The sequence below is a fragment of the Sphingobium sp. GW456-12-10-14-TSB1 genome (genome assembly GCF_059424385.1).
In genome coordinates this window covers 1,296,120-1,315,730 of record NZ_JBWKZI010000001.1, presented here as the reverse complement: position 1 = coordinate 1,315,730, position 19,611 = coordinate 1,296,120, and the positions used below count along the sequence as shown (strand labels likewise).

Below are 19,611 nucleotides of genomic sequence, written 5' to 3'. Positions count from 1 at the left end.
AGTCGTAAATGCTGGCAATCGGCCTGATGTCGGGGACATCGCGCGACGGGATCGACGCGGCGCTGATCGAGACGGATGGGGATGGGCTGGTCAAGCCGCTCGCTTTTCATGCGCAGGCCTATCAGGACGGCTTCCGGGTGCGGCTGGCCGAAGCCTGCGCTCGCGCCATGGCGATGGATGCGCCGGGGTTCGAGCCGCTGATCGCCTCGGTAGAGGCGGAGCTTACTGAATTGCATGTGGAGGCGGTGGCCGACCTGCTGGGGCGGAGCGGCCATGTGGCGGAGGATGTCGGCGTCATCGGCTTTCACGGCCATACCGTCGCGCACCGGCCCGACCGGCGCTGGACCTGGCAGATCGGCGATGGCGCGGCGCTGGCCGGGGCGTTCGGCATCGCGGTCGTCGGTGACCTGCGCAGCGCGGATGTGGCGTCGGGCGGGCAGGGCGCGCCGCTGCTGCCGGTCTATCATCGCGCGCTGGCCGCCGGGCTGGAAAAGCCGGTGGCCATCCTCAATCTGGGCGGGGTTGCCAACATTACCGCGATCGGATCGGACGGGGCGCTGACGGCGTTCGACACGGGCATGGCGAGCGGCCTGATCGACAACTGGATGCAGGCGCATGGCGACATGGCCTATGACGCGGGCGGGGCCTGCGCGGCGCAAGGGCGCGTCGATGAGGCGCGGCTGGGCGCGATGCTGGCCGACCCATGGTTTGCCGCGCCGCCGCCCAAGAGCATCGACCGTGAGGCGTTTACGATCGAGGCGGTGCAGGGGCTGGATCTGGAGGATGGCGCGGCGACGCTGACAGCCTTTTCCGCGGCGGCGGTCGCGCGCGGCATCGACCATCTGGCCGAACGTCCGCTGTGCCTGCATGTCGCGGGCGGCGGGCGACATAACAGGACGTTGATGGCGATGCTGGCCGAGCGGTGCAGGGTCGATGTCCGGTCGGTCGATGCGCTGGGCTGGGACGGCGACGCGCTGGAGGCGCAGGGTTTCGCCTATATGGCGGTGCGCCATCTTGCGGGGCTGCCGATCAGCTTTCCGGGGACGACGGGCGCGCCGGCGCCGATGACGGGCGGGGTGCTGTTTCGGGCTTAACTTCGCATATTTCCCGGCAAATGCGACATTATATTATGTGAGCGTGATCCTATCGCAAAGTGGCTGACGCATCATAACAGCCGGGTTTTTCGTAGGACAGCGGGGTCATGATGATGTCGCCTCATGCTGGCCAAAGCCGTTCGGGCCGTCCGGTGGCCTTTGCCGTATCCAGCGGCTGGCGATCAGCTTGATCCCCGATTGCACCGGCAGCCCGGCATGTTCGCTCATAGGGTCGGGGCGTCCATCGGGCAGGATGTTGGCGAAGAGCAGTCCATCGCCCTTGCAACCGCGATGGGAGAGGGGCAGGCGGGTGAAGTGGGTTTGTCCGCCGGTGTAATCGTCGTTGAGATAGACCAGAAGGGTCAGGCTGCGCTGGTTGGAAAGGCCCGGCACGGCGTCCAGATGGACGCGATATTGCTGGCCGGGGCGGTAGCGCAGGACTTGCAGGGTTTCGCCCTGTTCGACCGTGGTGCCGCTGGCGGCGGCGAGGCGGCGGTTGATGGCGTGAATGGCGGGCCATTCGGACACGATGGGAAAGCCCGCCGCGTCGGAATCGCGCACAGGATCGGCGACGAAGCGCTTTTGCCCTTCATGAAAGATCAGCGCCGGGCGCAGCCTGCGGTCGGACAGGCTGGCGAGCAGGTCGCATTCCGATGGCGTGAGCAGGCCGGGCAGGGCGTGGATCATCGGGCTGTCGGACAATGGTTCGGGTGTCGGCCAGGCGAGCGGATCGCCATGGGCGTCGATCGCCATTGCCGCAATCAGGGCGCGTTGCCCGGCCGCGATCGGGTCGCGATCCGCCCAGTCGTCGAGCATCGTCAGCGCCCCGGCCCAGTCGCGTGCGCCACCGACGCCGGAAGCCAAGAAGCCCGCGAGAATCCGCGCCGCGCCGATGCTGTTGGCGGCGGCGAGATCCACCCGCGCGGCGGCCAGGTCACGCGGTAGCCATCGCCCCTCGACCCGCCAGAGCGCCCGCATCGCCAGCGCATCGCCATCGCCGCGCGCACAAGCCGCGTCGACCAGCCCATGCGCCGACGCGCTGTCGCCACGCTGAAGCAGCGCCAGCGCTTCGGCCACGATCGTCGCCATCAGCGCTTGCGCGTCAGCTCCCGCATGGCCGCGTCGATGCCCTCGATCGTCAGCGGATACATGCGGTCGTTCATCAATTCGCGGATCAGGCGGATAGACTGGTTATAGCCCCAATGCGCTTCGGCCGTGGGGTTGATCCATACGGTCGCGGGATAGGTATGGGCGACCCGTTGCAGCCAGACCGCGCCCGCCTCTTCGTTCATATGTTCGACCGACCCGCCCGGATGGCTGACCTCATAGGGGCTCATCGTCGCATCGCCGACGAAGATCACCTTATAGTCATGGCCATATTTGTGGAGGATGTCCCAGGTCGGGGTACGTTCGGCGAAGCGGCGGCGATTATCCTTCCACACGCCTTCATACAGGCAGTTATGGAAGTAGAAAAATTCCATATTCTTGAATTCGCTGGTCGCGGCGGAGAAAAGCTCCTCACACAGCCTGACGAACGGGTCCATCGATCCGCCGACATCCAGAAACAGCAGCAGCTTGACCGCATTATGCCGTTCGGGCCGCATCCTGATGTCGAGCCAGCCCTGCCGCGCGGTGCCGCGGATGGTTTCATCCAGGTCCAGTTCCTCCGCCGATCCTTCGCGCGCGAAACGGCGCAGGCGGCGCAGCGCGACCTTGATATTGCGGGTGCCCAGCTCCTTTGTGTTGTCGAGATTGGCGAAGTCGCGCTTTTCCCACACCTTGATCGCGCGCTTGTGCCGGCTCGTCCCGCCGATGCGGACGCCTTCGGGATTATAGCCGCCATTGCCGAAGGGGGAGGTGCCGCCGGTGCCGATCCATTTATTGCCGCCCTGATGCCGCCCCTGCTGCTCCTCCAGCCGCTTCTTGAGCGTCTCCATGATCTCGTCCCAGTCACCCAGCGACTTGATCTTCTCCATTTCTTCGGGGCTAAGATATTTTTCCGCGACCAGTCGCAGCCATTCCTCCGGTATTTCCGCCTCTACGCCCGAATTGCCGAGCACGCCCTTGAACACTTGACCGAATACCTGATCGAAACGGTCGAGCAGCCCTTCATCCTTCACATAGGTTGCGCGGGCGAGATAATAGAAATCCTCCGGCCGCCGTTCGATGACGTCGCGGTCCAGCGCTTCCAGCAGCAGCAGATGCTCCTTGATGCTGGCGGGGATGCCGGCGGCGCGGAGCGCATCGAGAAAATTGAGCAGCATGGACGCCTTTGTCGGGCAGCGCGGCGCATGATGCAAGTGGCCGGACCCAGCGCTTGTCGGAATATTAAGTGTTGCAGTGCATGGTTAATGCGTCACTATCCAGTCATCGGGAAATTTGGGGCCTACGCTTGGAAAACAGGGACTTGCTGGCTGATCTTGGGGAACGGTCAGGCGACATCGCGTTGCAATGCAGCGAAACTGCGGGCTTTCTGAGCGAGTTGAACCTGCGGATACAGCAGGATTCGGCGAGGCTGTCCGATTTGCACGCAAATATGGATACGCTGGCCGCCAGCCAGAATGAAAGTGTCGCAGCCGCGCAGGAATTGAGCCTGACCGCGCGTCGGGCGGGGCGGATCATCGCCGATGGACATGCGGCCATCACATTGTCGCTGGGCGAGGTGGCGGGGCTGGTCGAGCATGTCACGGGGCTGGAGGGGCATTTGCGCCAGTTCCTGTCGGTGATCGAGGCGGTGGGCGATATTTCCGACGAGCTGGGGACGATCGCGCGGCAGACGCGGCTGCTGGGTATCAATGCGGCGATCGAGGCGGCGCGCGGCGGGGAGGCGACGCAGGGCTTTGCCGTGGTGGCGGACGAAATCCGACGGCTGGCGGGGCAGGCGGGCGAATCGGCGGCATCGGTCGGCGACAAGCTGGGCCTGCTGGATCGCGATGCCCGGCGGCTGATCGGCGGGGTGGAGGCCAATATCGTGCGCGGGCGCGATGTCGGCACGCATATCGACCGGCTGCGGATGAGCATGGCGGAGATCGCATCGCTGGTGACGCAATTTGCCGAACGGTCCGATGCGATCGTGACCTGCACCGACGAGGCGGACAGTGACGTGGCGGCGTTGCGGCAGGGGTTGGCGCGGTTCAGCCAGTCGGCAAGCGAAAGCGCGACGCGGGTGGACGTGGCGCGCGGGCAACTGGAAGGGCTGGAGGGCATGGCCAACGCCATGCTCGATACCGCCGCCCATGGGCCAGGGCGGACCCGCAACAGCCGCTATATCGCGCTGGCGGAGGAAGGCGCCGATGAGGTGATGGCGCTGATCCGGCAGGGGATTGCGGACAATCAGCTGAACCGGGGCGACCTGTTCGACACCGATTATCGCCGGATCGAGGGGACTGAACCGGCGCAATATCAGACCCGCTTCACCGCCTTTGCCGACGCGCTGCTGCGTCCGACGCTGGACAGGCGCACGGGCGAGGACAGCGCGATCGTGGGGTGCTGCCTGATCGACATGAACGGCTATCTGCCCACCCATATCAGCACCCGCAGCCAGCCGCAGCGGCCCGGCGATCCGCGCTGGAACATGGAACATGCGCGCAACCGCCAGATGTTCATGGACAGCCAGACCCGGCGGGCGCTGGACGGGGAAGGCGATTTTTTCCTGTTCACCTATCGCCAGGATCTGGGCGAGGGTCGCTATCGCGCGCTGCGCAGCGTGTTCGTGCCGCTGGTTTTCGAAGGGCGGCGATGGGGCCTGTATGAGGTTGGCTATCTGATCTGACGGCCCGAATAGGGACATTTGCGGATGGAGCGGGTGGCGGCGCAGGGATAAGCAGGAAGGCAATTGTCCAACGCCCTTGCCTGCCGGAGTTTCGCCCATGAAAACCATTCTGCTGCATATTCATGAGGATAGCGCCCAGAATAGCCGGATGGAGGTGGCGCTGGACATTGCCCGTGCGACCGGCGCGCATGTTCGCTGCCTTCAGGTTACGCCGGTGATCGATTATGTGTCGGCGGACATGTATGGCGGCAGTTATGTGCTGCCCCAGGACATCGACAACATCCGCATTGCCGAAGCGAAGGAAAAGGAAAAGATCGAAGCGCGTATCCAGCGCGAGGGGGTGGCGTGGGACTGGCGGCACAGCGATGGCGACGTCGTGCAATGCATCCTGTCCGCGTCCCGGCTGGTCGATGCGATCATCGTGACCCTGCCGGGGCCGGGCCGCCGGGGGATCGGCGATCCGCTGCCGATCGTCGCCGACCTGGCAATCAGCAGCCGCGCGCCCATCCTGGCCGTGCCCAAGGGGTGCAAGGCCTTTGCCTGTCAGGGCCGGGCGATGGTGGCATGGGATGGATCGCACGAGGCCGCGGTGGCCCTGTGCGCCGCGCGGCCATTGCTGGCGCTGGCGAGCGAGGTGCATGTCGTGACCGTCGAGGAAAAGGCCAAGCGCGATTTTCCGCCGATCGACGCCAGCGAATATCTTTCGCGCCATGGCATCGCGTCGGAAATCCACGAATGGCCGCGCAAGGGCCGGACGGTCGAGGAGGCCCTGGCCGCCGCCGCCGCCGAATTGCGCGTCGACTGGATCACGATGGGTGCCTTCGGCCATAGCCGCCTGCGCGAAACCATATTTGGCGGCGTCACCCGCTATCTGTTGGGCGAAGCGCGGGTTCCGCTCTTGCTGGCGCACTGATTTCGCGTCAGTGATGGGCAATGGCGATCAACGATGTCGATCCGCGCGATGATGCGCATAGCCTGGAACAGGCGTTGCTGGGGTCGATCCTGGCGACGGTGCCCGACGCCCTGATCGTCATCGACGCACGCGGACGCATCATGTCGTTCAGCCCGGCGGCGCAGCGCATGTTCCAATATGGCGAAGCCGAAGTGCTGGGCGAGAATGTGTCGATGCTGATGCCATCGCCCGATCGCGAGCGGCATGACGGCTATCTGGACCATTATCGCGAGACCGGGGAAAAGAAGATCATCGGCATCGGTCGCCTGACCACGGCGCGGCGGCGGGATGGATCGACCTTTCCCATCGAACTGGCGGTCGGCGAGGTCAGCGATCAGGGTATGCGATTGTTCACCGGCTTCATCCGCGACCTGACCGAGCGGCAGAAAACCGAACGGCGGGTGCAGGATTTGCAGGCCGAACTCAGCCATGCGTCACGCGTGACCGCGATGGGGACGCTGGCCGCGGCGCTGGCGCATGAACTCAACCAGCCGCTGACGGCGATCGCCAATTATATGGAGGCGGGGCGCGACCTGCTGGCGCAGGAAGGCGCAATCGACCGGACCTTGCTGGGCGAAGCGATGGACGAGGCCGCGACGCAGGCGCTGCGCGCCGGGGAGATCATCCGGTCGCTGCGCGAATTCATTCGCCGGGGCGAAGCGGACCGCCAGCCCGAAACCGTATCGACCCTGTTGTCGGAAGGGGTGGCGCTGGCCTTTATCGGCATCAACAGCCGGGGCATCGATATGGACATCGCCGTCGATCCCCGTGTAGGCCGCATCATGGCCAACCGGGTGCAGGTGCAGCAGGTGATCACGAATCTCGTCCGTAACGCGGTGGAAGCGATGGAGGGGCGTCCGATGCGCATTCTCCATCTGTCGGCCGCGCCTGACGATGATGGCCGGGTGGAGATCATTGTCGCCGATAGCGGCCCCGGCCTTGATCCGGCGGTCGAACGATCGCTCTTTACCCCGTTCAGCACCACCAAGCCGACGGGCATGGGGGTCGGGCTGTCGATCAGCCGCACCATCGTGGAAGGCCATGGCGGCCGCATCTGGGCGACGCGATCGCGCTGGGGCGGTGTCGCCTTTCATTTCACATTGGACGCCGCGGATTGACGCCATGACCCAACCCCTCATCTATGTCGTCGATGATGACGAGGCGATCCGCCGATCGCTCAGCTTCATGCTCAAGACCAGCGGCTTTGCCGTGCAGAGCTTTTCGGGCGGCATCCCGTTCCTGAAGGAAGCGGCCGGGCTGGAACAGGGCTGCGTCCTGCTGGACGTGCGGATGCCGGACATGGACGGGCTGGAGGTGCAGCGTGAACTGCGCGCGCGGGGCGTCCTGCTGCCCGTCATCATCATGACCGGCCATGGTGATGTCGGCATGGCGGTGGCCGCGATGAAGGCGGGCGCGACCGACTTCATCGAAAAGCCGTTCGAGAAGGCGGCCCTTCTGGACGCCATCGCCGCCGCCAATGCGCAGGTTGCCGCCCACCGCGATGCCGGCGCGCGGCGCGAGGATGCGCAGGCGCGTCTCAACATACTGACCGATCGCGAACGCGAGGTGCTGAACGGCCTGGTCGAAGGACTGCCCAACAAGTCGATCGCCTATGATCTGGGCATTTCGCCGCGCACGGTGGAAATCCATCGCGCCAATCTGATGCAGAAGCTGGACGTGCGCAGCCTGTCCGAAGCGCTGCGCATCGCGTTCCAGGCCGGGATGCAATGATGCCCGATCAGGGACATTACGGATAGGCTGATGCCCGCCGCTGCGTCAGGCAGCGATCATGATGATGCATTTTGATCTGGCGCAAACCGCGCCCGCCGCCTCCGCCCCGGTTCCGTGCCAGGACGCCAGCTTCTGCCAGCGATGCGACGTGCGCGCGCGCGCGATTTGCGGCACGCTGGAGGAGGATGATCGCGCCGCGCTCAATCGCCTTGGCCGGCGGGTGACGGTGCAGGCCGGGCAGACGGTGATGTGGGAAGGGGACGATGCCACCATCGTCGCCAATGTCATCGAAGGCACGCTCAAATTGTCGGCCTCCACCGGCGATGGACGCGAACAGATTGTCGGGGTGGTCTATCCGTCCGATTTCATCGGTCGCCCCTTTGGCCGCAGCACCCCCCATAGCGTCACCGCGCTGACCGACGCGCGCCTTTGCCTGTTCACGCGGGGTGCGTTCGACGGTTTTGCCCGCACCCATCCCGAACTTGGCCACCGCCTGCTGCAACGCACGCTGGACGATCTGGACCGGGCGCGCGCCTGGATGCTGCTGCTGGGCCGGAAGAATGCGCGGGAAAAGATCGCGACCTTCCTGCTCGATATGTCGCAACGGCTGGCGGGGGAGGGCGCGGGGCCGCTCGACAGCTTCGCGCTGCCCCTGTCGCGCCAGCAGGTCGCCGATGTGCTGGGCCTGACGATCGAGACGGTCAGCCGCCAGATGACCGACATGAAGCGGGCGAAAATCATCGACCTGCCGAACCGTCGCACCGTCGAAATACTGGATCGCGACCAGTTGTCCTGCCTCGCCGAAGCGGCCTGACCGGCACATATCGGCCCGGATAGGGACATTCACCTACAGACCCCGATGCCCCCTTTTGACAGAGGACAAGGACAGTCGATGTCCGCCCGTGCAGGCGATTTCGACGAACATATCTCCTGGGGGATAAGCATGGAACAATTGGTCATGAAGGCGGGCGGGTGGTTCGCGCTGGCCCTGCTCGCGGCCGCTGCGGCGGTCATGGCGGCGGACAGCGGTTTTGCCGTCCATATGACGATCGTGGCGGCGACCGGACTGCTGCTCGCGGCGCTCACCCTGAAACGCGCCGACTATGGTGCGATCATCCGCGGCGCGCTCAAGATGCCCGATCAGGGGCGTTATGATGACGACATGATCCGCTGGGGCGTCATTGCGACGATATTCTGGGGTCTGGCCGGTTTTCTCGCCGGTCTCTACATCGCGCTCCAACTCGCCTTTCCCGCGCTGAACCTGGGGATCGAATATACCAGTTTCGGGCGATTGCGGCCGCTGCATACCTCGGCAGTCATCTTTGCCTTTGGCGGCAATGCGCTGATCGCGACCAGCTTCTATGTCGTGCAGCGCACCTGCCGGGCGCGGCTCGCCTTTCCCACCATGGCACGCTTCGTCTTCTGGGGATACCAGATGTTCATCGTGCTGGCCGCCACCGGCAATCTGATGGGCATTACCGAGGGCAAGGAATATGCCGAGCCGGAATGGTATGTCGACCTGTGGCTGACGGTCGTGTGGGTCTGTTACCTGCTGGTGTTCGGCGGGACGATCCTGAAGCGGTCCGAACCGCATATCTATGTCGCCAACTGGTTCTACCTGTCCTTCATCATCACCATCGCGATGCTGCACATCGTCAACAATCTGTCGATGCCGGTCAGCCTGCTGGGGTCCAAAAGCTATGCCGCCTTTGCGGGCGTGCAGGATGCGCTGACCCAATGGTGGTACGGCCATAATGCGGTCGGCTTCTTCCTGACCGCCGGCTTTCTGGCGATGATGTATTATTTCGTCCCCAAGCAGGCCGAACGCCCGGTCTATAGCTATCGCCTGTCGATCATCCATTTCTGGTCGCTGATCTTCCTCTATATCTGGGCGGGGCCGCACCATCTGCATTACACCGCGCTGCCCGACTGGGCGCAGACGCTGGGCATGGTCTTTTCGATCATGCTGTGGATGCCCAGCTGGGGCGGGATGATCAACGGCCTGATGACGCTGAACGGCGCTTGGGACAAGATCCGCACCGACCCGATCATCCGCATGATGGTGATGGCGCTCGCCTTCTACGGCATGTCGACCTTCGAAGGCCCGATGATGTCGATCAAGGCGGTCAACAGCCTGTCCCATTATACCGACTGGACGATCGGCCATGTGCACAGCGGCGCGCTGGGCTGGAACGGCATGATCACCTTTGCCTGCCTCTATTATATGGCGCCGCGCCTGTGGGGCCGGGAGCGGCTCTATTCGCTGCGCATGGTCAACTGGCACTTCTGGTTGGCGACGGTCGGCATAGTCCTCTACGCCGCGGCGATGTGGACGGCGGGCATCATGCAGGGGCTGATGTGGCGCGAATATGGGAGCGACGGCTACCTCGTCTATGCCTTCTCCGAAGTCGTGAAGGCCATGTTCCCGATGTACCTGATCCGCGCGGCCGGCGGCCTGCTCTATCTGGCTGGCGCGATCATCATGGCGGTCAATATCGGCCTGACCATCGCAGGACGCCAGCGCGAGGAAAAACCGATGCGCGATGCTGCGTTCGATCCCGCCGCCGACCGTCCCCTCCAGCCGCACGCCGCGTGACGGAGAAACCGACATGGAAACCAAGACCAAAAGCAAATTTTTCGATCATGGCAGGCTGGAACGCAACGTATCCCTGCTGGGCATCGCTGCGCTGATCGTCGTCGCCATCGGCGGCATCGTGGAGATCGCGCCGCTGTTCTGGATCGACTCCACGATCGAGAAGGTGGAGGGGATGCGCCCCTACACCCCGCTGGAACTGGCCGGGCGCAACATCTACATCCGCGAAGGCTGCTACAACTGCCATAGCCAGATGATCCGCCCGTTCCGCGACGAGGTGGAACGCTATGGCCATTACAGCCTGGCGGCGGAAAGCATGTATGATCATCCCTTCCAGTGGGGGTCCAAGCGCACCGGGCCGGATCTGGCGCGGGTGGGCGGACGCTATTCGGACGAATGGCATGTCCAGCATCTGAAAGACCCGCGCGCGGTGGTGCCGGAATCGATCATGCCGACCTATCCCTTCCTGGCCGAACGCGACCTGAAGGCCGGTGACATGAGCGGCGATCTGACCGCCCTGGCGCGCGTCGGCGTCCCCTATGACAAGGACGCCATCGCCGCCGCCAACGACGACCTGAAGGCGCAGGCCGATCCAAACGCCGACAGCACGGCGCTGGTCAAGCGCTATCCCAAGGCGCAGGTGCGCGATTTCGACGGCGATCCGAACAGGCTGACCGAAATGGATGCGCTGGTCGCCTATCTCCAGATGATCGGCACGCTGGTCGATACCAAGGCCGCCGCCGCGCAGGAGACGGCGCGATGAGCTATGACGCGATGCGCCATTTCGCCGACAGCTGGGGCCTGGTTTTCATGGGCCTCTCCTACCTGATCCTCATCGGCTGGCATTTCCGGCCCGGCGCGCGCCGCCGCAGCGGCGATGCCGCCACGATGATCTTCACCGACAGCGACACCAAGGGGGGCGACCATGGCTGACCCGACCAAGAGCAAGATCGACCAACATAGCGGCACCCCGACGATGGGGCATGAATGGGACGGGATCGAGGAACTGGATACGCCGCTGCCGCGCTGGTGGCTGTGGACCTTCTACGCCTGCATCCTGTTTTCGCTGGGCTATGTCATCGCCTATCCGGCCTGGCCGCTGGTGAACAGCTATACCAAGGGGATGCTGGGCTGGTCCAGCCGTGGCGATCTGGCGCGCGACATGGCGGCGCAGGCGGAGAAAGTCGCGCCGATCCACCGCGCTATCGCGGCGACGCCGATCGACCAGTTGCCGGCCAATGCCGCGCTGATGCAGGCGGCGGTCGATGGCGGGCGCGCGGCGTTCAAGGTCCATTGCGTGCAATGTCATGGATCGGGCGCTGCCGGATCGAAGGGCTATCCCAACCTGAATGACGATGACTGGCTGTGGGGTGGCGATCTGGTCACCATCGAAAAGACGATCATCGATGGCGTCCGCAATCCCGATCATGCCGAAACCCGCATGTCGATCATGCCCGCATTTGGCCGCGACCAGTTGTTGCAGGCGGCGCAGGTCGACGATCTTGTGGCGCATGTCCGCACGATCAGTGGCCAGCAGAAGCCCGATGCCGCGTCCCGGCGGGGCGGGCAGCTTTTCGCCGACAATTGCGCCGTCTGCCACGGCCCGGCGGGCAAGGGCAATCGCGAGCTTGGCGCGCCCAATCTGACCGATGGCATCTGGCTGTATGGCGGCGACGCGGAGAGCATTCACCAGACGGTGTGGAACAGCCGGCAGGGCGTGATGCCGCGCTGGGGCGACAAGCTGGACCCGGCGACGGTGCGGATGCTGGCTGCCTATGTCCACAGCCTGGGCGGGGGCGAGGCTGCTCCGGTGGCGGTGCCCGTGCCGACGGCGGCGGTGGACAACGGCGCGGCGGAGGCGACGAGCGATGCGCGGCAATAGCCTGCCTGTGCAAGGGTTGGTGGATGGCAGGCGTCAGGTACGCCTGCCATGACCGCCGCTCCCCTGTCCCTCTACGCCAAGCGCAAGGGCGTTTATCCCAAGGCGATCGACGGCTTTTACCGTCGCCTGAAATGGGTGGTCATGGCGGTCACGCTCGCCATCTACTGGATAACGCCCTGGCTGCGCTGGGATCGCGGCCCTTATGCACCCGATCAGGCCGTACTGGTCGATCTCGCCCATCGTCGCTTCTACATGTTCGCGATCGAGATTTGGCCGCATGAATTCTATTATGTCGCTGGCCTGCTGGTCATGGCCGGGGTCGGCCTGTTCCTGGTCACTTCCGCGGTCGGGCGCGCCTGGTGCGGCTATGCCTGCCCGCAGACGGTGTGGACCGACCTCTACCAGCATGTCGAGCGCTTCATCGACGGCGACCGCAATGCCCAGATCCGACTGGACAAGGCGCCCTGGAGCGCGGGCAAGATCGCCCGGCGGGTCTCCAAATGGAGCATATGGCTGCTCATCGCCTTTGGCACCGGGGGGGCGTGGATATTCTATTTCGCCGACGCGCCGACGTTGCAGCAACAGTTCTGGAGCGGGACCGCTGCGCCTGTTGCCTATGCAACGGTTGCTGTCCTGACCGCCACGACCTTCATTCTGGGCGGCTTCATGCGCGAACAGGTGTGCATCTATATGTGCCCCTGGCCGCGCATCCAGACCGCGATGCTCGATGAAAAGTCGCTGGTGGTCACCTATAAATATTGGCGCGGGGAGCAGCGGGGGAGCCTGAAAAAATCGCTGGCGCAGCCCGACGCCTTTGGCGATTGCATCGATTGCGACCAGTGCGTCGCCGTCTGCCCCACCGGCATCGACATTCGTGAGGGGCCGCAGATCGGCTGCATCACCTGTGCGCTGTGCGTCGATGCCTGCGACAAGGTGATGGCGCAGGTGGGGCGTCCGCGCGGCCTGATCGACTATTGCACCGAGGATGACGCCACGGCGGAAAAGGCAGGCCGTGCGCCGCGCCCCGTCATCCGTTCGCTGCTCCATGTCCGCACGCTCGTCTATCTTACGCTGTGGAGCGCAGTCGGCGTCGCCATGCTGTTTGCGCTGGGCACTCGCACCCGGATCGACATCAGTGCGCAGCAGGATCGCAATCCCATCGCGATGCGCCTGTCCGACGGCACGGTCCGCAATGCCTTTACGGTCAAGCTGCGCAACATGGAATCGCGGCCACGGCCCATGCGTATATCGGCAGAAGGGCTTGCCGGGGTCAGCCTGTGGACCGACCGGGATGGCCGGGCCGATGCGCGGGCGGCGATCGACACGATCGTCCCGTCCGACAGCGTGGCGAAATTGCGCATCTTCCTCGCTGCGCCAGCGAATGGCCCGCAGCGCGAGGATTTTGCCTTCACTGTCCGCGCCACTGACCGCGAAGGCGGCACAGCCAGCGAACCCGCCCATTTTGAAAGGTTGCAATGATGCCCGGCTTTCACCTGACCGGCCGCCATGTCGCGGCGATTTTCGTGGCCTTCTTTGCCGTGGTGATCGCGGTGAATGTCCTGATGGCGAGCTATGCCGTGGGCGGTTTTGGCGGCACGGTGGTCGACAATAGCTATGTCGCCAGCCAACGCTTCAACGGCTGGCTGGCGCAGGCGCGGCAACAGGATGCGCTTGGCTGGCAACAGGAAACGCGGCTGGACGGTGCCCGCCATGTGATCCTGAAGCTGGTCGGGCCGCGATCGCAGCCCATGACGGTCACCGCGACGGCGGAGCATCCGCTGGGGCGCGCACCCGACTTGGATTTGCGCATAGAGCGGCAGGCCGATGGCGAGTGGCGGGCGGCGCAGCCATTGCCAGCGGGACGGTGGATCATCCACTGGACCGTCAGGGCCGACGGGCATGAGATGCGCTTTGTGGAAAGGCATGGATGATGGCGAGCCTGCCCGTCACCCTGACGCCTGATCCCATCGCACCGGATGCGGCCCATAGCCTGTTCGCGGTGCCGGACATGCATTGCGCAGGCTGCATCGCCAAGGTCGAGCGCGGGCTGACGGCGCTGCCGGGCATTCATGCCGCGCGGGTCAATTATTCGGCCAGGCGCGTCGCCATCACCCATGATCCGGCGATGACCCTGCCGGACCTGCGCGCGGCGATTGCGGGCATTGGTTTTGCCGCCGAGCCGCTGGCCGATCCGACGATCGCGGTGGAGAATGCGCAGGACAAGCGGCTGTTGCGCGCGCTGGCCGTCGCTGGCTTTGCATCGATGAACATCATGCTGCTGTCGGTATCGATCTGGTCCGGGGCGGTGGGCGCGACTCGTGAGCTGTTCCACTGGCTGTCCGCCCTGATCGCGCTGCCGACGGTCGCCTATGCCGGGCAGCCATTTTTCCGTTCCGCCTTTGCGGCGCTGCGGGTCGGGCGCACCAATATGGACGTGCCGATCAGCATCGGGGTGCTGCTGGCCACGGGCATGAGCCTCTATGAGACGATTACCGGCGGCACCCATGCCTGGTTCGACGGCGCGGTGATGCTGCTGACTTTCCTGCTGGCTGGACGATGCCTGGACGCGATGATGCGGGGGCGGGCGCGGGACGGCGTTGCCGCCCTGCTGCGCCAGACCGCGCCGGGCGCCTATGTGATCGAGGCCGGCCAGCGCCGCTGGGTGGAAGCGCGCGCGCTGGTGCCGGGGATGATGATGCAGGTGGCTGCGGGCGAACGCTTTGCCGCCGATGGCGAAATTCGGGAGGGGAAAAGCAGCGTCGATCTGGCCTTCCTGACGGGTGAGAGCCGTCCGGTGGCGGTCGGCGTCGGTGATGGCGTTCATGCGGGCGCGCTCAACATGGACGGGCCGCTCAGCGTGGTCGTAAGGGCGGCGGGCGCGGATACGCTGATCGCCGACATTGCGCGGATGATGGATGCAGCCGGGCAGGGCAAGTCACGCTATGTGCGGATTGCCGACCGGGCGGCGCGGCTCTACGCGCCTGCCGTCCATCTGCTTGCCGCCCTGTCGTTTGCAGGCTGGATGATCGCTGGCGCTGGCGTGCATCAGGCGCTGCTGATCGCGACTGCCGTGCTGCTGATCACCTGTCCCTGCGCCCTTGGCCTGGCGGTGCCCGCCGCGCAGGTGGTCGCGTGCGGCGCGCTGATGCGGCGCGGCATATTGGTGAAGGACGGGTCTGCGCTGGAGCGGCTGGCAGAGGCGGACCGCGCAATGTTCGACAAGACCGGCACGTTGACGCTGGGGCGGCCAATGCCCGAAAACCTCGATGCATTGCCTGCCGATGCGCGGCCGGTGGTGCTGGCGCTGGCCCGCGCCAGCCGCCATCCGCTGAGCATTGCCTTGGCCGAGGCGCTGCAACGGGAGGGCGTCATGGCGGCCACGCTGTCCGACCTGCGCGAGGAGGCTGGCGTTGGCGTCAGCGGCTTGTGGCAGGGGAGGCCGGTATCGCTTGCCCGACCGGCCAATGCGGGCAACTGGACCAGCCTGGCGACCGAATATCGGGATGGCGATTGCCATATTCTCCTGACCTTTGCCGACATGCTGCGTCCCGATGCCGCCGCGACGGCGGCGGCGCTTCGTACCCTTGGCCTCGATCCCATCATTGCAAGCGGCGACCGGCCGCAGGCGCTGCATGAAGTGGCGATGGCGACGGGGATGCTGGCGACCGGCCATATGAGCCCGCAGGCCAAGCTGGCGATGATCGAGCGGCTCAAGGCGCAGGGGCATCGCGTGCTGATGGTCGGGGATGGCCTGAATGACGGGCCTGCGCTGGCGGCGGGCCATGTCAGCCTGGCGCCTTCATCGGCCAGCGACGCCAGCCAGCTGGCGGCCGATGTCGTGTTTCTGGGCGACAGCCTGTCATCGGTTGCGGTTGCCGTGCGTGCAGCGCGGCGGACGTTGGCGATCGTGCGTCAGAATTTCATGCTGGCCGTGGGTTATAATCTTCTGGCGGTGCCGCTGGCGATCGCCGGGCTTGTCACGCCATTGGTCGCGGCGCTGGCCATGTCCGGTTCGTCGTTGATCGTCATCGCCAATGCGCTGCGTTTGCGGCGGGCGGCACGATGATCGGCCTTGCTCTCCTCATTCCCATTGCCCTTTCGCTGGGGCTGGTCGGGCTTGGCGCCTTTTTCTGGGCATTGAAGGCGGGGCAGTTCGATGATCCCGATGGTGCTGCGCTGCGCATTCTAAACGATGATGACTGACGGCGCGCGCGATCCTGATTGAGCGCTATTGCGCCAGCAGGTTCAGCGCGCGGGTCATGAGCGCCACGAAGCGGGGTTCATCGACGCGCGCGGCGCTGTCATTCCAGCTGGCGGCGATGGCGAACCACCGGCCATCGCGCGCCTGCACCAGAAAATTCATGGCGATGACGCCCGGCTCCGATCCGCCCTTATAGCCCAGATAGCGCCAGCGTTTCGCATCGGCAGGCGCAATGCCGGGATTGACCGCCATGATCGGCAGGGCATCGCCGCCATTTCGCCTTAGCCAGTCGAGCAACCGAACCATGTCGCGCGGCGTGGCGAACCATTCGATGCTGTCGATGGCGGTGGGAATGTCCGCAACCGTGCCGATGTCGACCGCGCCCGCCGTCAGTTGCGCGGCGTTGGCGGTGATGATCGCACGGCGCTGGTCGGGCGTCGCTGCGGCATAGTTGCGTGCGAGATCGGCATGGGCGGGCATTTTGAGCGCGAACGCCTCTGCCGTCGTCAGCAGGGGCAGCGTCGCGTCGGGGCGGGCATGGCCGCTGGTTGCGACCATGGCATCGACCCGCGTGCGCCCCAGCGCCAGCAACAACGTATCGGCCGCGCTATTATCGCTTTCCGCGATCATCGCCAGCGCCAGACTGTGCAGCGTCATCGGCGCGCCATCGGGCGTCGTCAACAGCCGCCCGGAAAAGCTTTTGTGCGACAGCGGGATGACGTCGCTCCAGCGTCGCTCGCCTGCTGCCACGGCGCGGGCGAGTTCCGCCAATATATAGAGTTTGAAGGATGAGCCGGTTGCCATTGGCGTATCGGCGTGCTGATCGTGCAGCCAGACCGGGCCTGCATCGCCCAGTTGCGCTATCGAAAGCGCGGTCCGACCGGGGAGGGCGGCGATGCCGGCCAGAACCCGGTCCATATCGTCATCCGTCCGCCGCGTGCCGATCAGTTGCAGGCCGACAACCCGGTTGGGCGCCTGGGGCGCGACCACTAGCGTAAAGCCGATCGTCGCCCGCTCATAACGGATTTCCACCACGCCTGTCGTCGGGCTTTCGACCTGCACTGCGCCGCGCGCCAGTGGCTTGCCATATTGCTTGCGCAGATCGGCGGCCAATGCGCGCCATTGCGCGACCGGGACGGCGTCCAGAAACAGGGTGGAGAAATAGGCATCCTCGCCACCCGGCGCGGACAGGATGGACAATAGCTGGTCGGCCCTGGCCTGATAGGTCGCGTCCCTGGCTGCGCCAACGGTCGGCCACAGCGCCAGCCCCAGCAAGGCAAGCGCCGCGACGAGCATCTTCATGCGTCGATCGCTTCTTCGTCCACCGCCGCTGCATTTTCCTGAATGAAGGCGAAGCGGTGCGCCGGATTGGTGCCCATCAGCCGGTCGACCAGATCGCGCACGCTGGCGCGGTCCTCGACATCGGCGGGCAGGGTGATGCGGATCAGGCTGCGGGTGGCGGGGTCCATCGTGGTCTCGCGCAACTGCATCGGGTTCATTTCGCCCAGCCCCTTGAAGCGGCTGACCTCGACCTTCTTGCCCTTGAACTCCTTGCGCAACAGTTCCTCGCGATGCGCGTCATCCTTGGCATAGAGGCTCTTGCCGCCCGCCACGATCCGGTAGAGCGGCGGCTGCGCGAGATAGAGATGCCCGCGCCGCACCAGTTCCGGCATCTCCTGAAAAAAGAAGGTCATCAGCAGCGTTGCGATGTGTGCGCCATCGACGTCCGCGTCGGTCATGATGACGATGCGCTCATAGCGCAGATTGTCGGGGTTGCAGTCCTTGCGCGTGCCGCAGCCCAGCGCCAGGATCATGTCGGCAATTTCCTGATTGGCCAGGATCTTGGCAGTATTGGCGGATGCGACGTTCAAAATCTTGCCACGCAGGGGCAGGATCGCCTGCGTCTTGCGGTCGCGCGCCTGCTTGGCCGAGCCGCCCGCCGAATCGCCTTCGACCAGGAAAATCTCCGTGCCGTCGGGATTGTCGGTCGAACAGTCGGTCAGTTTGCCGGGCAGGCGCAGTTTGCGCGCGCTCGTCGCGGTCTTGCGCTTGACGTCCTTTTCCTGCTTGCGCCGCAGCCGATCATCCATCCGGTCGATGACATAGGCGAGCAGCGCCTTGCCGCGATCCATATGATCGGTGAGGAAATGGTCGAAATGGTCGCGCACCGCATTTTCCACCAGTCGCGCTGCGTCCGGGCTGGTCAGGCGGTCCTTGGTCTGGCTTTGAAATTGCGGTTCGCGAATGAATACCGACAGCATGATTTCCGATGACGTCATGATGTCGTCGGCGGTGATGTCCTTGGCCTTTTTCTGGCCGACCAGATCGCCAAAGGCGCGGATGCCCTTGACCAAAGCGGTGCGCAGCCCCGCTTCATGCGTACCGCCATCAGGCGTCGGGATGGTGTTACAGTACCAGCTATAGCTGCCATCCGACCAGAGCGGCCAGGCGACGGCCCATTCGACCCGGCCAGCAATGCCGGGAAAATCCTGGTTGCCGGTGAAAAACACACTGGTCGCGCATTCGCGATTGCCGACCTGTTCCTTCAGATGGTCGGCAAGGCCGCCGGGAAACTGGAACACGGCTTCCGCTGGCGTATCGTCGCTGATGAGCGAAGGATCGCATTTCCAGCGTATCTCGACACCCGCGAACAGATAGGCCTTTGACCGGGCGAGGCGATAGAGGCGCGCCGGTTTGAACTTCTGCTCGCCGAAAATGGCCGTGTCCGGCGTGAAGCTGACGGACGTGCCGCGCCGGTTGGGCGCAGCGCCCACCTTTTCCAGCGGGCCGAGTGGCAGGCCCTGCGAGAAGCTCTGGCGGAACAATTCCTTGTTGCGGGCGACCTCCACCACTGTTTCGGTCGACAGCGCGTTGACGACGCTGGCCCCCACGCCATGCAGGCCGCCCGACGTGGCATAGGCCTTGCCCTCAAACTTGCCGCCCGAATGGAGCGTCGTCATGATGACTTCCAGCGCCGACTTGCCGGGAAATTTCGGATGCTCGTCGATCGGCATGCCGCGGCCATTGTCGATGATGGTCAGGCGGTTGCCCGCCTCCAGCGTCACCTCAATCCGCGTGGCATGACCCGCCACCGCTTCGTCCATGCTGTTGTCCAGCACTTCGGACGCCAGATGGTGCAGCGCGCGCTCGTCCGTGCCGCCGATATACATGCCAGGGCGACGACGGACTGGTTCCAGTCCTTCGAGCACTTCAATGGCGGAGGCATCATAGCCGGAGGAGGATGTGGGCTGGGCTGCGAACAGGTCATCGGACATGATTGCAAGCTATAGGCAGGCGGGCGATCCGCGCAAGCACTGTGCTGAAATGGCAACAGCAACAAAATGTTGCATTGCGATGTGAAACAAAAGCGCCGTTCGATCCGTTAG

The 19,611-nt window shown here is 64.9% G+C and carries 18 protein-coding genes; 14 read left to right on the top strand and 4 right to left on the bottom strand.

The window, feature by feature from the left end; genetic code table 11:
- Positions 1–8 precede the first annotated feature (8 nt).
- Positions 9–1,094, top strand: coding sequence for an anhydro-N-acetylmuramic acid kinase (locus AC07X9_RS06430; RefSeq protein WP_017182355.1), 1,086 nt, complete (start codon positions 9–11; stop codon positions 1,092–1,094).
- A gap of 105 nt (positions 1,095–1,199) precedes the next feature.
- Here the strand turns inward: AC07X9_RS06430 and AC07X9_RS06425 are convergent, their stop codons facing one another.
- A complete protein-coding gene (locus AC07X9_RS06425) occupies positions 1,200–2,183 on the bottom strand; it encodes a 2OG-Fe(II) oxygenase (protein ID WP_017182354.1) in 984 nt (327 codons plus the stop codon).
- Positions 2,183–3,358 (bottom strand): vWA domain-containing protein, encoded by a 1,176-nt coding sequence (locus tag AC07X9_RS06420; protein WP_086485952.1) that lies wholly within the window; start codon positions 3,356–3,358, stop codon positions 2,183–2,185. The genes AC07X9_RS06425 and AC07X9_RS06420 overlap by 1 nt, the downstream gene beginning before the upstream one ends.
- A 143-nt stretch (positions 3,359–3,501) precedes the next feature.
- Between AC07X9_RS06420 and AC07X9_RS06415 the strand changes: the two genes are divergently transcribed.
- The 13 genes from AC07X9_RS06415 (at position 3,502) to ccoS (ending at position 16,227) form a co-directional block, all read left to right on the top strand.
- Entirely contained in the window at positions 3,502–4,866 is a 1,365-nt protein-coding gene (locus AC07X9_RS06415; protein ID WP_017182352.1) for a methyl-accepting chemotaxis protein, read from the top strand.
- 97 nt (positions 4,867–4,963) lie between these two features.
- Positions 4,964–5,779 (top strand): universal stress protein, encoded by an 816-nt coding sequence (locus AC07X9_RS06410; RefSeq protein WP_017182351.1) that lies wholly within the window; start codon positions 4,964–4,966, stop codon positions 5,777–5,779.
- A 20-nt stretch (positions 5,780–5,799) separates the two neighbouring features.
- On the top strand, positions 5,800–6,936 hold the full coding sequence (locus AC07X9_RS06405) for a sensor histidine kinase (RefSeq protein WP_017182350.1): 1,137 nt from the start codon (positions 5,800–5,802) through the stop codon (positions 6,934–6,936).
- Between the two features lie 4 nt (positions 6,937–6,940).
- Positions 6,941–7,549 (top strand): response regulator FixJ, encoded by a 609-nt coding sequence (gene fixJ / locus AC07X9_RS06400; RefSeq protein ID WP_017182349.1) that lies wholly within the window; start codon positions 6,941–6,943, stop codon positions 7,547–7,549.
- A gap of 58 nt (positions 7,550–7,607) precedes the next feature.
- Positions 7,608–8,363 carry a Crp/Fnr family transcriptional regulator gene (locus AC07X9_RS06395; protein WP_017182348.1) on the top strand — a complete coding sequence of 252 codons (756 nt, stop codon included), beginning with the start codon at positions 7,608–7,610 and terminating at the stop codon, positions 8,361–8,363.
- Positions 8,364–8,492: 129 nt separating this feature from the next.
- Positions 8,493–10,145, top strand: coding sequence for a cytochrome-c oxidase, cbb3-type subunit I (ccoN, locus tag AC07X9_RS06390; protein ID WP_026002252.1), 1,653 nt, complete (start codon positions 8,493–8,495; stop codon positions 10,143–10,145).
- A 13-nt stretch (positions 10,146–10,158) separates the two neighbouring features.
- Positions 10,159–10,905, top strand: a complete 747-nt coding sequence (gene ccoO / locus AC07X9_RS06385; protein ID WP_026002251.1) for a cytochrome-c oxidase, cbb3-type subunit II — start codon at positions 10,159–10,161, stop codon at positions 10,903–10,905.
- Positions 10,902–11,075, top strand: coding sequence for a cbb3-type cytochrome c oxidase subunit 3 (locus AC07X9_RS06380; RefSeq protein ID WP_017182345.1), 174 nt, complete (start codon positions 10,902–10,904; stop codon positions 11,073–11,075). Before ccoO ends, AC07X9_RS06380 begins: the two co-directional genes overlap by 4 nt.
- The gene (ccoP, locus tag AC07X9_RS06375) at positions 11,068–12,024 is read left to right on the top strand and encodes a cytochrome-c oxidase, cbb3-type subunit III (RefSeq protein WP_017182344.1); all 957 of its coding nucleotides are present in this window, start codon (positions 11,068–11,070) and stop codon (positions 12,022–12,024) included. The genes AC07X9_RS06380 and ccoP overlap by 8 nt, the downstream gene beginning before the upstream one ends.
- Positions 12,025–12,072: 48 nt before the next feature.
- A complete protein-coding gene (gene ccoG, locus AC07X9_RS06370) occupies positions 12,073–13,503 on the top strand; it encodes a cytochrome c oxidase accessory protein CcoG (RefSeq protein WP_017182343.1) in 1,431 nt (476 codons plus the stop codon).
- A complete protein-coding gene (locus AC07X9_RS06365; protein WP_017182342.1) occupies positions 13,500–13,955 on the top strand; it encodes a FixH family protein in 456 nt (151 codons plus the stop codon). The genes ccoG and AC07X9_RS06365 overlap by 4 nt, the downstream gene beginning before the upstream one ends.
- Positions 13,955–16,090: a heavy metal translocating P-type ATPase gene (locus tag AC07X9_RS06360; protein ID WP_026002250.1), complete on the top strand. Its 2,136-nt coding sequence runs from the start codon at positions 13,955–13,957 to the stop codon at positions 16,088–16,090. Before AC07X9_RS06365 ends, AC07X9_RS06360 begins: the two co-directional genes overlap by 1 nt.
- Positions 16,087–16,227, top strand: a complete 141-nt coding sequence (gene ccoS, locus AC07X9_RS06355) for a cbb3-type cytochrome oxidase assembly protein CcoS (protein WP_017182340.1) — start codon at positions 16,087–16,089, stop codon at positions 16,225–16,227. Before AC07X9_RS06360 ends, ccoS begins: the two co-directional genes overlap by 4 nt.
- Before the next feature lie 25 nt (positions 16,228–16,252).
- Here ccoS and AC07X9_RS06350 read toward each other — a convergent pair whose 3' ends face one another.
- Together AC07X9_RS06350 and parE are read right to left on the bottom strand one after the other, a co-directional pair.
- Positions 16,253–17,527, bottom strand: a complete 1,275-nt coding sequence (locus AC07X9_RS06350) for a serine hydrolase (RefSeq protein ID WP_017182339.1) — start codon at positions 17,525–17,527, stop codon at positions 16,253–16,255.
- A complete protein-coding gene (gene parE / locus AC07X9_RS06345; RefSeq protein ID WP_017182338.1) occupies positions 17,524–19,500 on the bottom strand; it encodes a DNA topoisomerase IV subunit B in 1,977 nt (658 codons plus the stop codon). Before parE ends, AC07X9_RS06350 begins: the two co-directional genes overlap by 4 nt.
- Positions 19,501–19,611 lie beyond the last annotated feature (111 nt).